This window comes from Pseudomonas sp. FW305-28 (assembly GCF_017351395.1).
GTDB lineage: Bacteria > Pseudomonadota > Gammaproteobacteria > Pseudomonadales > Pseudomonadaceae > Aquipseudomonas > Aquipseudomonas fluorescens_AA.
Window position 1 is genome coordinate 16,133 of record NZ_JACNDD010000086.1, and the last position, 12,615, is coordinate 28,747.

General features: G+C 62.2%; 12 protein-coding genes. 6 read left to right on the top strand and 6 right to left on the bottom strand.

Annotation, left to right across the window (positions count from 1 at the left end; translation table 11 throughout):
• Positions 1 to 121: 121 nt before the first annotated feature.
• Positions 122 to 1,582 (top strand): aldehyde dehydrogenase family protein, encoded by a 1,461-nt coding sequence (locus tag J4E53_RS19605; RefSeq protein ID WP_103309698.1) that lies wholly within the window; start codon positions 122 to 124, stop codon positions 1,580 to 1,582.
• Between the two features lie 99 nt (positions 1,583 to 1,681).
• Here the strand turns inward: J4E53_RS19605 and J4E53_RS19610 are convergent, their stop codons facing one another.
• The 6 genes from J4E53_RS19610 to J4E53_RS19635 all read right to left on the bottom strand — a co-directional run bounded on the left by J4E53_RS19610 (position 1,682) and on the right by J4E53_RS19635 (position 7,204).
• Entirely contained in the window at positions 1,682 to 2,182 is a 501-nt protein-coding gene (locus J4E53_RS19610; RefSeq protein WP_103309697.1) for a lipocalin-like domain-containing protein, read from the bottom strand.
• 65 nt (positions 2,183 to 2,247) lie between these two features.
• Positions 2,248 to 3,570, bottom strand: a complete 1,323-nt coding sequence (locus tag J4E53_RS19615) for an NTP/NDP exchange transporter (RefSeq protein WP_103309695.1) — start codon at positions 3,568 to 3,570, stop codon at positions 2,248 to 2,250.
• 69 nt (positions 3,571 to 3,639) lie between these two features.
• Positions 3,640 to 4,692, bottom strand: a complete 1,053-nt coding sequence (locus J4E53_RS19620) for an oxidoreductase (protein WP_256587204.1) — start codon at positions 4,690 to 4,692, stop codon at positions 3,640 to 3,642.
• A gap of 44 nt (positions 4,693 to 4,736) precedes the next feature.
• Positions 4,737 to 4,997 carry a DUF2790 domain-containing protein gene (locus J4E53_RS19625; protein WP_060742372.1) on the bottom strand — a complete coding sequence of 87 codons (261 nt, stop codon included), beginning with the start codon at positions 4,995 to 4,997 and terminating at the stop codon, positions 4,737 to 4,739.
• 129 nt (positions 4,998 to 5,126) lie between these two features.
• Positions 5,127 to 6,500 carry a heavy metal sensor histidine kinase gene (locus J4E53_RS19630; RefSeq protein ID WP_103309693.1) on the bottom strand — a complete coding sequence of 458 codons (1,374 nt, stop codon included), beginning with the start codon at positions 6,498 to 6,500 and terminating at the stop codon, positions 5,127 to 5,129.
• Positions 6,500 to 7,204 carry a heavy metal response regulator transcription factor gene (locus J4E53_RS19635; protein WP_103309692.1) on the bottom strand — a complete coding sequence of 235 codons (705 nt, stop codon included), beginning with the start codon at positions 7,202 to 7,204 and terminating at the stop codon, positions 6,500 to 6,502. Before J4E53_RS19635 ends, J4E53_RS19630 begins: the two co-directional genes overlap by 1 nt.
• 282 nt (positions 7,205 to 7,486) lie before the next feature.
• Between J4E53_RS19635 and J4E53_RS19640 the strand changes: the two genes are divergently transcribed.
• The 5 genes from J4E53_RS19640 to J4E53_RS19660 are packed head-to-tail and all read left to right on the top strand — an operon-like array spanning position 7,487 to position 12,570.
• Positions 7,487 to 7,678 carry a hypothetical protein gene (locus J4E53_RS19640; protein WP_146042648.1) on the top strand — a complete coding sequence of 64 codons (192 nt, stop codon included), beginning with the start codon at positions 7,487 to 7,489 and terminating at the stop codon, positions 7,676 to 7,678.
• 29 nt (positions 7,679 to 7,707) lie between these two features.
• Positions 7,708 to 9,933, top strand: a complete 2,226-nt coding sequence (locus J4E53_RS19645; protein ID WP_103309690.1) for a type VI secretion system Vgr family protein — start codon at positions 7,708 to 7,710, stop codon at positions 9,931 to 9,933.
• A gap of 16 nt (positions 9,934 to 9,949) precedes the next feature.
• Positions 9,950 to 10,405: a DUF6484 domain-containing protein gene (locus tag J4E53_RS19650; protein ID WP_103309688.1), complete on the top strand. Its 456-nt coding sequence runs from the start codon at positions 9,950 to 9,952 to the stop codon at positions 10,403 to 10,405.
• Between the two features lie 15 nt (positions 10,406 to 10,420).
• The gene (locus J4E53_RS19655) at positions 10,421 to 11,536 is read left to right on the top strand and encodes a DUF2169 domain-containing protein (protein ID WP_060742377.1); all 1,116 of its coding nucleotides are present in this window, start codon (positions 10,421 to 10,423) and stop codon (positions 11,534 to 11,536) included.
• Positions 11,530 to 12,570, top strand: coding sequence for a beta-ketoacyl synthase N-terminal-like domain-containing protein (locus tag J4E53_RS19660; RefSeq protein ID WP_103309686.1), 1,041 nt, complete (start codon positions 11,530 to 11,532; stop codon positions 12,568 to 12,570). The genes J4E53_RS19655 and J4E53_RS19660 overlap by 7 nt, the downstream gene beginning before the upstream one ends.
• Positions 12,571 to 12,615: the final 45 nt, after the last annotated feature.

Consider the following 12,615-nt stretch of genomic DNA (forward strand, 5'->3'; position numbering starts at 1 on the left):
AGTTAGCCCGGCAGATACGGCAGATTCTCCTTTGCGCACTTGAACAACGGCATCTTTTGTCTGGGCTGCTTTGTTAGCTTATTGAGCAGGCTCGACATACCGCTCTAAAGGAACACCTTGGATGACTACTCAATCTTCGAATAGCTACAGCGTTGATCCGCAAACCGCCCAGCTGTTTTATATCAATGGCGGTTGGTCTGCGCCGGTCAGCCCGGCCAGTTTGCCGGTGGTCAATCCGGCGACCGAAGAGGTCGTCGCCCAGGTCGCCAGCGGGTCTGCCGAGGATGTCGATCGGGCGGTCGCGGCGGCGCGTGCCGCGTTTGCCGGTTGGTCTGTCACTTCCACGGCGTCGCGTGCGCAGGTGCTGGGCAAGCTCCATGAGCTTATCCTTGAGCGCAAAGAAGATTTCGCCCAGGCGATCTCCCTGGAAATGGGCGCCGCCATCGGTTCTGCACGGGCAATGCAAGTGCCCCTGGCCGCCGAGCACGTCCGGGTCGCCCGCGACCTGCTGTCCACCTATCGTTTCCAGACCGTCGAGAACGGGACCGCGATCCAACGCGAACCCATCGGCGTCTGCGGCCTCATCACCCCGTGGAACTGGCCGCTTTATCAAATCACCGCAAAAGTCGCCGCGGCGCTGGCGGCCGGCTGCACGGTGGTGCTCAAACCCAGTGAATTGTCGCCGCTGAGCGCCCTGCTGTTTGCGCAAGTGGTCCATGACGCAGGCGTTCCACCGGGTGTCTTCAACCTGGTGAACGGCAGCGGCCATGTCGTCGGGGCTGCAATGGCCGCCCATCCCGATATCGACATGATCTCGATTACCGGCTCGAATCGCGCAGGGGCGCTGGTGGCCCAGGCGGCCGCCGCGACGGCAAAACGGGTCGGCCAGGAACTGGGCGGTAAATCCCCGAACATTCTGCTGCCCGACGCCGACTTTGCCAAAGCCGTCCCAATGGGGGTGATGGCGGCGTTGCGCAACGTCGGACAATCCTGCAGCGCCCCGACCCGGATGATCGTGCCCAAGGACCGGCTGGCGGAGGTCGAAGCACTGGCGGTCGCCACCGCCAACGGGATCATCGTGGGTGATCCGCAATCACCGGAAACGGTACTGGGCCCCATCGCCAATGAAGCCCAGTTCAATCGCGTGCAAGCCATGATCGAGACCGGACTGCATGAGGGGGCAAAACTGCTCTGCGGCGGGCTCGGACGCGTGCCGGGGTTTGAAAAGGGTTTCTACACTCGCCCGACTGTGTTCTCCGAGGTGGATAACGCCATGCGGATCGCCCAGGAAGAAATCTTCGGGCCGGTGCTGTGCATCATTGCCTACGAAACCATCGACGAGGCAGTCGCTATCGCCAACGACACGGTCTATGGGCTTGGTGCCCATGTTCAATCGCAGGATCTTGAACTGGCGCGCGCGGTGGCTTATCGAATTCGCGCGGGGCAAGTGCTCCTGAATTACCCGGCCTGGAATCCCATGGCGCCATTCGGGGGCTACAAGCGCTCGGGCAATGGCCGTGAGTACGGCGTCTTCGGCCTTGAGGAATACCTGGAAACCAAGGCGATCGTTGGGTTTGGCTAATCGCCTGAAAGTGCTTTGCGTACCTAGACACCCTTTTTTCGCAGTGCCTCGGGCTTCGGTGCCTGCGATGGCAGATGTGCCCGAATGCCCTCGGGCACATCACTTCACACGCTCCCAGACGATGTGAACCTTCGCCCCATCCGGGCGGCGAAAATCCTCCACCATCTGGTCACCGTCGACCTTCAACTGCAGGTCGTCCCGGGTACGCACAGCGCCCACCCAGTTCGGGAACGTAGAGCCTTGGACAGTATTGCCCGTGAACTCACCGTTCTGATCGACGGTGTATCGCCCGAAGAAACCGATGCTCCCCGCCATTGCTGCCCGGTTCTCCTCATCGGTGCCTTCGCCACGCGCATTGGATCGAAACACCGGCACGCGCGGATCAGTGAGTACTTCGACAAACGTCAGCTCTGGCGTGAACACGAGCCAGCCATGGGGATCGGGGCCATAAGCCTCCGATCGGCTGCCCTGATTCTCGACGGTTGCGCTGACCATGCGCCATGTCCCGACCAAGGCGTTTTCTTTGCCCGCAAATACGCTGGAGAATGCCAAGCAGGCAATCACCGCACCGACCGCCAGTACCTTGTTTTTCAGACTCATCCGCATCACCTTTCACTCGCCGCAACGATGCGACGGACAATAAAGTAGTTTGGTTGGCACGGTCTTCATGCCCTGGCCGCGATGGCCGCCAAGCGCAGCTCCCGGGAAGCGGCGTTGTCCGCCCGCCGCCCCAATTGCCAGCCCAAGTAACCCCACAGCAGCGCGCAACAGGCGCCAATCATCGCTGCCGCACCGGCGCCCTGCCCTAGCAGGTCGAGCAGGCTCTTGGCCCAGCCGCTCAGGGCGTCACCCGCGCGATAGACCACGGTATCGATGAAGTTCTTGGCCTTGTATTTACTCTCGGCATCCAAGGGGGCGAACAGCATTTCCCTACCCGGCCGGACGAACGCGTACTCGCCGATCCGTCGCACGATCATCAGCGCTGCCAGCAGCGCGAACCCCGGCGCCAACGCCAGGCCGAGGAAGCCGATGCACATGAGCAGCGGCACGATGGCCAGCAAGGCACGCACCCCCAGCTTCGGCGCGATACGGCCGGTGATGAACAGCTGGGACAGCAACGCACCGGCCTGCACGATGATGTCGATAGTGCCGAAGATGCGCACTTGCGCCGCGCGATCCGGATAGAGCTCGGCCACCAGGCGCGCCTGCTCGAAGTAGAGAAAGGTGCTGACCGTCGCCAACAGCACAACGAACCCGGCGATTCCCAATAGGTAAGATGACTTGAGCACCGCCGTAAAACCGCTGAACGGATTGCCCTGCAGTGGCTGCCGGGGGCTTTGCGTCGGCGCCGCGCCGGGACGGCCAGCCCCGCCCTTTTCGCGCCACCCCATCAGCGCTCGTTTCAACACCAGCGTGGCGCCCAGCAACAAGGCCGCCAGCAACATCAACCCCGAGGCGCCAAAGGGACCAATGAGCAGCGCGCTCAGGGTCGGTCCCAGCAGGCCGCCGACGCTGGCCCCGGCGGCGATGAAGGCAAACAGACGCTTGGCCTGCTCGCTGTCGAATACATCCGCCATCAGGCTCCAGGCCACGGAGACGACGAACAGGTTATAGACCGAGATCCAGACGTAAAAGACCCGGGCCAGCCAGATACTGTCGGGCTGGAACTGGAACAGCTCGACGAACATCAGCAGGTTGAAGCCAAAGAAGCCGTACACCCAATCGATCAGGCGCAGGCGCGGCACTCGGGCGCTGAGCCAGGCGAACAACGGCACGGCCGCCAGCATGACCAGGAAGGTCGCGGTAAACAGCCATTGCAAATTTTCCACCCCGGCTGCGATGCCCATCGACTCACGGATCGGACGCAGCATGAAGTAACCGGTGAAGAGGCAAAGAAACAGCAGGAACCCGCACAGCGCCGGACGCAACTCGCCATCGCGGGCGTTCAGGGCGAGACTCAGCCGGTGCACATAGGAAGGCGTACTCATAGGGACTCCGGGGAGACGGCAATAAGGCAAAGGTCAAGCGCGGGACGGACGCCCGCGCCCAGGGTCGCATCAGCGATAGGTCACGCCGGTCAGGCGCTCGGAGACCGCCCAGAGCCGCTCGGCATCCGCCTGCGTGCTGGCGGCAGGCGGGGTCTTGGCAAACCCCAGCGGACCGCGTCTTTCTCCGTCACCGGTCGGGCCGTAATATGCCCCGCCTGCGGCTTGGGCAGCCGTGGCGGCATACAACGTGGGCAACGCCCCTTGTGCCGCTGAGTGGTACGCGTCGCGGTCCTTTGCCCAGCGCCGACCGAACTCGCTGTCGAGGCCCGGCCCCCGTTCGACCAACTCGGTCACGGCAACGCCGGGGTGCGCCGCGATGCTGCGAATGCCCCAGTTTTCGGCATCACTGCGCCGCTGCAAGGCAAAGGCCCAGTGCAGCACGGCCAGCTTCGATTGGGCGTAGGCCGCGTAAGGGTCGTACTTCTGCTCGCTCTGAAGGTCATCGAGGTTCATCGTGCCGCGCGCTGCGGCAATGCTCGACAGGCTCACCACGCGGGCATCCTCGCTTTGACGCAAGAGCGGCACCAACAGGCCGGTCAGCGCGAAGTGCCCCAGGTAGTTGGTGGCCAGTTGAAGTTCAAAGCCATCAGCGGAAGTCCCCCGCTCGGGAGGCGCCATGACGGCGGCGTTGTTGATCAGCACGTCGAGGCGCGGCAGTCGCTGATTGAGCCGCTGGGCCAGGCCGCGCACCGATGAAAGATCGGCCAGGTCCACGGCCTCGAACTGCACCTTGGCGTCGGGCACCGACTGGCGAATACGCGCAATGGCCTGTGCGCCACGCTCCGGGTTGCGCGCGGCGATGATGACTTCGGCGCCGGCGCGCGCCAAGGCCAGCGCATCCTCGTAGCCCATGCCGCTGGTGCCACCGGTGATCAGGACAATCCGACCTTTCTGGGACGGTATGTCGCCGGTCGACCAGTCTGGTTTCGGTGCAATGCGCGTGGACGCCTCGATACTCACCGCACTGAGCAGCGCGACGCGCGCGGCAAGGGTTTTCGCCAGTCTTCCGAGCCGGCTCATGGTGCTCATGCGGCCAATGACGGGTGTTGTTGTGCTATTCATGGTGATGGTCCCTGTCTGAAGAATGAACCGGCATCGCCGGACGGTCACTGTTTCGAGCACGCCTCGGCCAACTGCAGAAAGCTGACGTGTTTCTTTGCCCCTTGGGTATTCAAGTAGGTCATCTTCGCTTGCACGACCTCGCACATCGGCGATGTCGGTGCCTCGATACGGATGACCTTGGCGATGTCCAGCGGCATGCCATATTCGTAGGCCGGGACTTGCGTTTGTTCTTTGGCGAGCAGCGGCGAACCGCTCAGGGCGATGACGACCAGCAGGCCGGCAATCGACAGGTTTTGAATTTTCATAGTGGACTCCACGACACTGTCCTCGTTGGGATGGTCGTAGCACTCTAGGCGGGGGCGACTGACGTCAAGGTGACTGCTGGCTGACGGGAAGATGTCAAACGCGGGCGGGTTTTACTGGCGGGGCGACGACTAAGACGCCGCCTGGTTCATCAAGGAAAATCCGAAGGTGTTGAGCCCGTTCTCGCTGTGGGCGAACACGCGCCCACCGTGCATGGACGCCACCGCACGCACGATGGAAAGGCCCAGGCCGTGGTGCGCATCGCTTCGCGTCCGGGCGGCGTCGGCGCGGTAGAAACGCTCGAACAGACGCTCCAGGTGCACGGTGTCGATGGGCTCGCCGGCGTTGGACACGCTCACCTCGACCTGCATGCCGTGGTTGACCAGGCTTACCGTGACAGTGCTGGTCGGCACCGCATAGCGCGCCGCGTTCTGTAGCAGATTGGCCAGGGAGCGGTGAAAAAGGCGGCGGTCGATGCACACGCGCATGTCGCCCTGGATCACCACGCTCAGCTGTTTGTCGTGCAACACCGGCTCCAGGTACTCCACCGTCTTCGCCGCCTCTTCATAAAGCGAGACATCACTGAGCTCGGTTGCCCGTTGACCGCTCTCGGCGCCGGCCAGGAACAGCATGTCGTTGACGATGGTGCCCATCCGCTCCAGCTCTTCGAGGTTCGACTGCAGCAAATCCTGAAGCTCGCTCACCTCGCGCCCGTGAGCCAATGCCACCTGGGTCTGTCCGATCAGGTTGGTCAAGGGCGTTCGCAGTTCATGGGCCACATTGGCATTGAACCCTTCGAGTTGGCACCAGGCCGCTTCCTGGCGCGCCAGGGCGCCGTTGAACGACACCGCCAGTTCCTGCAATTCGCCCGGCAGCGCCTCGGTGTCCAGTCGCTGTTTCGAATCCCCCGGCGGCAGGCTATTGGCTTGACGGCTCAAGCGCCTCACCGGCCCCAGGCCGAAGCGCGCGATCCAGTAACCGAGCAGTGCAACCAACCCGATGCCCAACGTCGAGGTCAGGATCAGTATTTTGGTGAAGTGGTCCAGGGTCTTCCTGAAGGGCGTTGAATCCAGCCCCACGATAAAGCGCAGTTCCGGACGGTCGCCCATGGCCGCAATGGTCTTGAGCAACACCATCATGGGACGCTCGCGCTCAGGGAGATCGAGGGTAAAAAGCCCATCGGAGCGCGTCGACCAATCCTGGCCGTCCGGCATCGCTCCGCCGTAGCTAAAGGCCGGGTCATCGACCAGGATCCAATAGCGGACCCGTTCATCCGCGGGTGTCAGGCCGTCGAGCTTCTGGCGCAAGCCGACCCAGAACGTCGGCGAATCGTATTTCGCCAGCACCGGGTCGAGCACGGAATGGCGCAGGATCAGCTCGTTCTGCATCTGCTCATCGAGCGATTGCTTCAAGGAACAGCGCAACAGTGTCGCGCTGATCGACATGATCAGCAGGACAGCGAGGGCGAACATCAGGGCGAGCCGCTTGGCAATCGATCGTTTCATCAAGGCGTACCACTTTGCCTGCCACTTTCCTCGCGGCTTTCCAGTACATACCCCATGCCGCGAACGGTATGCAGCAGCTTGCGCGGATACGGGGCATCCACCTTGGCGCGGACCCGCTTGATCGCGACCTCGACCACGTTGGCGTCACTGTCGAAGTTCATGTCCCAGACCTGCTCGGCAATCATCAGCTTGGAAAGGATCTCGCCCTGGTGCCGCGCCAACAGGCTCAACAGACAGAACTCCTTGGCCGTCAGGTCCAGCCGCAGCCCTCCCCGGGTCACTTTGCGCGCTTGCAGATCGACCTCCAGGTCGTCGATGCGCAGATGCGTCAGGTCGGCCGTGTCACCTGTGCGGCGACGGATCAAGGCCTGGACGCGCGCGACGAGCTCGGCAAATGAAAAAGGTTTGCCCAGGTAATCATCGGCGCCCTCGCGCAGGCCGCGAATGCGATCATCCACCGTCCCCCTGGCCGACAACATGATGACCGGGGTTTTCTTTTGCAGGCGCAGGCCTTGCAGCACGTCATAGCCGTCCTTGCCCGGCAGCATCACATCCAGGATCACCACGTCGTAGTCCCATTCCAGCGCGTAGTGCAGCCCATCGATGCCATTGGTCGCGACGTCGACAATGTAGCCAAGCTCGGTCAAGCCACGATGGACGTAGGAGGAGGTTTTTTCTTCGTCCTCGACAATGAGCAAACGCATCAGGTGACTCCTCTGCAGCAGCGGGGCAACTCAATGAGTCTAGACAGCGAAGGTGTCTGGAGGCTGACCGCTTCCTGACATTCTTGTCAGAAACGGCTTGATGGCTGAGTGCCTCCTACTTATCGACAGGCTCATCTCCATTTCATTGTTTATTCTTATTTGGAATCGAATGTATAGCTAATAAAACTAAGCAAACGGCCTTTCACTCACCTATCTTGACCTCAGTATCCGCCCCATCAGGGGTATGTTGGAACGTTTCTAGCAGGTCAGAGGTGCCATAAAATGGCTCCCTGCAAACGTCAATCCGCACGTCCCAGTTCTGCTCGTACGCTCACGCTAATTGAAGACCGCAAGACCGATAAGGAGATCACCTCTGTGGTGGATGTGCAGCAAACGTTGAGCTTGATTTCCCTTCATGTTCCCTTTGGCGGCGCCCTTGCCTACGGCGCCACCTTTCTTACGACGGCCAACTGACGCCCGAACCCGAGCCAAGGAAGCCGCTCATGGCAATCACGCAAAACAACCGTTTGGTGCAGGTCGACAGTCCCCTCGGTGGCGATGTCCTGTTGCTGCAAAGCATGGACGGCAGCGAAGAGCTGGGACGGCTGTTCCACTACGAATTGGACCTGACCTCCGAAGACCGGGCGATCACGTTCGACCAGTTGCTAGGCAAGCCGATGGGCCTGACCCTGGAGCTGTACGACGGCGCAAAGCGCTATTTCCACGGCATCGTCTGCAGTTGCCGGCAGTTGACCGGGCACGGCCAGTTCGCCGGTTACCGCGTCAGCCTGCGGCCCTGGTTCTGGCTGCTTACGCGCACCTCTGATTGCCGGATTTTCCAGAACAAGACAGTGCCGGACATCATCAAGCAGGTGTTCCGTGACCTCGGCTTCTCCGATTTCGAAGACAGCCTGAGCGGCAGCTACCGTGAGTGGGAATATTGCGTGCAGTACCGTGAAACCAGCTTCGACTTCGTCAGTCGGCTGATGGAGCAGGAAGGCATCTATTACTACTTTCGCCATGAAAAAAACCGTCATGTGCTGGTGCTGGCCGATGCCTATGGTGCCCACTCCACGGCGGCGGACTATGCCTCGGTGCCCTTCTACCCGCCCGATCGGCAAATGCGTGAGCGCGACCATTTCTACGACTGGCAACTGGCACGGGAAGTCCAACCCGGCTCGCTGGCGCTGAACGACTACGACTTCCTGCGCCCGCGCGCCAGCCTCGAGGTGCGCTCCAGCGTACCGCGCAACCACACCAACGCCGACTACCCGCTCTACGACTACCCCGGTGAATACGTCCAGAGCAACGATGGCGATCACTACGCGCGTACTCGCATCGAAGCCATTCACAGTCAGTTCGAGCGTGTGCAGTTGCGCGGACGCGCCCGTGGCATCGGTTGCGGTCATGTGTTCTCGCTGACGGGATATGACCGTGCGGACCAGAACCGTGAGTATCTGGTGGTGGCCGCCCGTTATCAGATTCGTCAGGATGCCTATGAAAGCGGGCAGTCGGACGTCGCCGAACAGTTCGTCAGCGAGCTGGACTGCATGGATGCCAACCAGGCCTTCCGTCCTCTGCCCCTCACGCCGATGCCCATCGTCCGCGGACCGCAGACCGCCGTGGTGGTGGGCCCCAGTGGCGAGGAGATCTGGACCGACCAGTATGGCCGGGTCAAAGTGCATTTCCATTGGGACCGCCATGACCAGTCCAATGAAAACAGCTCCTGCTGGATTCGCGTCTCACAGGCCTGGGCCGGCAAGAACTGGGGATCCGTGCAGCTCCCGCGTATCGGTCAGGAAGTGATCGTCAGTTTCCTAGAAGGCGATCCGGATCGGCCGATCATCACCGGCCGCGTCTACAACGCCGAACAGACCGTGCCCTATGGGCTGCCCGCCAACGCCACCCAGAGCGGGGTGAAAAGTCGTTCAAGCAAGGGCGGCTCGCCGGCCAACTTCAATGAAATCCGCATGGAGGACAAGAAAGGCGCCGAGCAGCTGTTTATCCACGCCGAGAAAAACCAGGACATCGAGGTCGAGAACGACGAGACCCACTGGGTTGGCCATGATCGCCGCAAGACCATCGACAACGACGAGACCGTGCACGTCAAACACGATCGCACCGAAACCGTCGATAACAACGAAACCATCACCATTGGTGTGGATCGCAAGGAAAAGGTCGGCAATAACGAAACCATCTCCATTGGTGTGAACCGCACCGAGGATGTCGGCAGCGACGAGAAAATCACCATTGGCGCCAATCGCACCGAGAGGGTGGGCAGCAACGAGACCATCACCATCGGTGCCGACCGCACGGAAAAAGTCGGCGCCAACGAAAAAATCAGTATTGCCAGCAACCGGACCGAGGACGTGGGTGGCAACGAGACCATCGGCATCAGCGGCAACCGTAACGAAACGGTCCAGGGCAACGAAGGCATCGAGATCAACGGCAACCAGAGTACCCAGATCGGCCAGAACGAGTCCCGCGACGTTGCCCAGAACCGCAATACCAGCATCAATCAGAACGACAGCCTGGACGTCGGCAAGCACTTTGCCCTCACCGCTGGCGACTCCATCAGCCTGACGACGGGCGACGCCAGCATCACCATGAAGAAGGACGGCACCATCATGATCAGCGGCAAGAACATCACCATCGACGGCTCCGGCGCGATCAAGATCAAGGCCAACAAGAACGTGGTCGTCAAAGGCCAGAAGATTCTGCAGAACTAGCCATGGAGCGTGCGTGATGACTGTCGAATACTACCTGCCCTCTTCCACTGCCACGCCGGCGCGCGTGGATGGCGTCGTGATTGGCCTGCTGCTGGATGTGCCCAAGGCGGACGCCCCGGTCGTGGCGTTTCCCGGCTGCCCTGCTGACGGCGGCCTCCCCGCGCGTACCACCACCCCCCTCAGTCGCGAGGATATCGGGGCCCAGGTCGCGCTGATGTTCGAGGCCGGCGACCTGGCCCGGCCCCTGGTGATCGGCCGCATCCAGCGCCTGCCGCAAACCTCGACGCCGGCCGTCGCCCACCTGGACGGCGAACGCTTGGAGTTCACCGCGGAGCGGGAAATCGTCCTGCGCTGCGGCAAGGCCAGCATTACCCTCACCCGCGAAGGCAAGGTGCTGATCCGTGGGACCTACCTCTCAAGCCGATCATCCGGCGTGAACCGCATCAAGGGCGGTTCGGTGCAGATCAACTAGACAGGTAGTCGACTCATGGAGCTGCTCAACGCCAGCAAACTGCTTGCTGCCTACACCCAGGGCATGGAGCCCGATGGCCGCGAATCCCTGGTGATCGTGGCCAAAGGCACGTTCAATTTGCCCCTGGACGGCCGGGCGGCAACCCTCGCCGACACCCAGCAACCGTTGTTGATGGCCGATGCATTCGTCGGCGAACCGGGCCTCAGTGCCCCGCTGCAGGAAATGGACTTCGCCCCGATCAAGCCATTCTGCGATGTGCTGGTACGCGGCAAGGCCTATGCCCCAGGCGGGCGGCCCGTGACGCAACTGGCCGCAGGCATTCGCGTCGGTCAGATGAGCAAGGCCTTTTCCGTCCTCGGGCCCCGCCGATGGCAACCGGGGCTATTGGGTGTTTCTCCCGGTTTACCGCAGCCCTTTACCGAGCAGGACATCTCTTACGCCCAGGCCTACGGAGGCTCCCATCCCATGGCCAACAAGCCGGACATGCTGCATGGGTATCCGGACAATCCGAGTGGTTGCGGTTGGTTTCCAGGCAGCATCGACAGTGCGCAAATCGCGGGCAAGCCAATGCCCAATACCGAGGAACTGGGCAAGCCGATCGACAGCCCCTCCGGCGACTTTCGCCCCATGGCGCTCGGTCCCATTGGCCGTAGTTGGCCGCAACGCGTCCGGTTTGCCGGTACTTACGACGAAGCCTGGTTGGCCGACTGCTTTCCGTTTCTGCCGCAGGATTTCGACCGTCGCTACTTCCAGGCAGCCCCCGACGACCAGCAGATTCCTTACCCGCGTGGCGGCGAGGACGTGCTGCTGCTCAACCTCACGCCCCGGGAGCACGCGAGCTTTCGCATCCCCGAAATGGACGTGCCGGTGACTTTCTTCCTGAAAAAAGGCGGCCATGAGACTGTGCAGGCGGTGATCGATACCCTGCTGATCGACACGGACGCACGCCAGGTGCAACTGACCTGGCGAGTGTCCCGCCCCCTGCAGCGCAACCTGTTCGAGATTGCCCAGGTGCTGGTCGGCACGATGTCCACGGGCTGGTGGCGCGCCCGTGAACTGGGCAAGGATTACTACCCGTCGCTGTCCTCCCTGGTAAAAGCCAAGCAGGCGCCCGAGGAGACGGACTGGTGACCGCGCTCTGTATCATCGGCTCCGGCATGGTCAGCGCTGTCGGCCTCACTGCACCCGCAAGCTGCGCGGCGATCCGCTGCGCCATCGACAATTTCCAGGAAACCCGCTTCATCGACCAAGGTGGCGAGTGGTTGATTGCCGCCAGCGTACCTCTGGAGCAGCCCTGGCGCGGCCGCATCAAGTTGCTCAAGATGGCCGCCCGCGCCATCGCCGAGGCGTTACAGAGCACCCCCGGGGTTGACCCGGAAAAGACCCCGCTGCTGCTGGGCGTGGCCGAAGCCGAGCGCCCCGGCCGTCTGGATGGCCTCGATAGAAGACTGTTGCAGGACATCGAAGCGGAACTGGGCCTGCGCTTTCACCCGGACTCCACCATCATCGCCCGCGGCCGGGTCAGCGCCGCCGTGGCCCTGCTGAATGCACGCACGCTGATCTATCAAGGCGGCCATCGCCACGTGTTGGTCGCCGGCGTCGACTCCTTCCTTTGCGGACCGACCCTGGCCGCCTTCGAAGAGCGCGAGCGCCTGCTTACCAGCGAGAACTCCAACGGTTTTATTCCCGGCGAAGGGGCTGCGGCTGTGGTACTGGCTGCTCCGGTGGCCAGCGCAACGCCGCAACTGGCTTGCATCGGCCTGGGGTTCGGTATGGAGAAGGCCACCGTGGAGGCCGAAGACATTCCCTTGCGCGCCGAAGGCCTGACACAAGCTGTACGGGCAGCCCTTGGCGAAGCCGGCTGTGGGTTGGAGCAAATGGATTATCGGCTCACCGACATCTCCGGCGAGCAGTACTACTTCAAGGAAGCCTCCCTGGCCCTCAGCCGGACCCTGCGCGTGCGCAAGGAGTTCTTCCATCTCTGGCATCCAGCCGACTGCATCGGCGAAGTCGGCGCCGCCATCGGCCCGGCCATGCTCGCGGTGGCGTTGGCCGCCAGTCGCAAGGGCTACGGCGAAGGTCCGAATATCTTCTGCCATCTTGGCAACGACGCCGGCGAGCGTGCCGTCGCGCTGCTCAGTTATCAGACTGTGAGGGCTGCCTGATGGCGAATGAAGTCTACGCCAACAATATGGAAGTCTCCTGCAAGT

What these genes read in the sequence shown, in the direction of transcription:
- J4E53_RS19605 (WP_103309698.1), top strand. Translation starts at nt 122, where the DNA reads ATGACTACTCAATCTTCGAATAGCTACAGCGTTGATCCGCAAACCGCC.
- J4E53_RS19610 (WP_103309697.1), bottom strand. Translation starts at nt 2,182, where the DNA reads ATGAGTCTGAAAAACAAGGTACTGGCGGTCGGTGCGGTGATTGCCTGC.
- J4E53_RS19615 (WP_103309695.1), bottom strand. Translation starts at nt 3,570, where the DNA reads ATGAGTACGCCTTCCTATGTGCACCGGCTGAGTCTCGCCCTGAACGCC.
- J4E53_RS19620 (WP_256587204.1), bottom strand. Translation starts at nt 4,692, where the DNA reads ATGAATAGCACAACAACACCCGTCATTGGCCGCATGAGCACCATGAGC.
- J4E53_RS19625 (WP_060742372.1), bottom strand. Translation starts at nt 4,997, where the DNA reads ATGAAAATTCAAAACCTGTCGATTGCCGGCCTGCTGGTCGTCATCGCC.
- J4E53_RS19630 (WP_103309693.1), bottom strand. Translation starts at nt 6,500, where the DNA reads ATGAAACGATCGATTGCCAAGCGGCTCGCCCTGATGTTCGCCCTCGCT.
- J4E53_RS19635 (WP_103309692.1), bottom strand. Translation starts at nt 7,204, where the DNA reads ATGCGTTTGCTCATTGTCGAGGACGAAGAAAAAACCTCCTCCTACGTC.
- J4E53_RS19640 (WP_146042648.1), top strand. Translation starts at nt 7,487, where the DNA reads ATGGCTCCCTGCAAACGTCAATCCGCACGTCCCAGTTCTGCTCGTACG.
- J4E53_RS19645 (WP_103309690.1), top strand. Translation starts at nt 7,708, where the DNA reads ATGGCAATCACGCAAAACAACCGTTTGGTGCAGGTCGACAGTCCCCTC.
- J4E53_RS19650 (WP_103309688.1), top strand. Translation starts at nt 9,950, where the DNA reads ATGACTGTCGAATACTACCTGCCCTCTTCCACTGCCACGCCGGCGCGC.
- J4E53_RS19655 (WP_060742377.1), top strand. Translation starts at nt 10,421, where the DNA reads ATGGAGCTGCTCAACGCCAGCAAACTGCTTGCTGCCTACACCCAGGGC.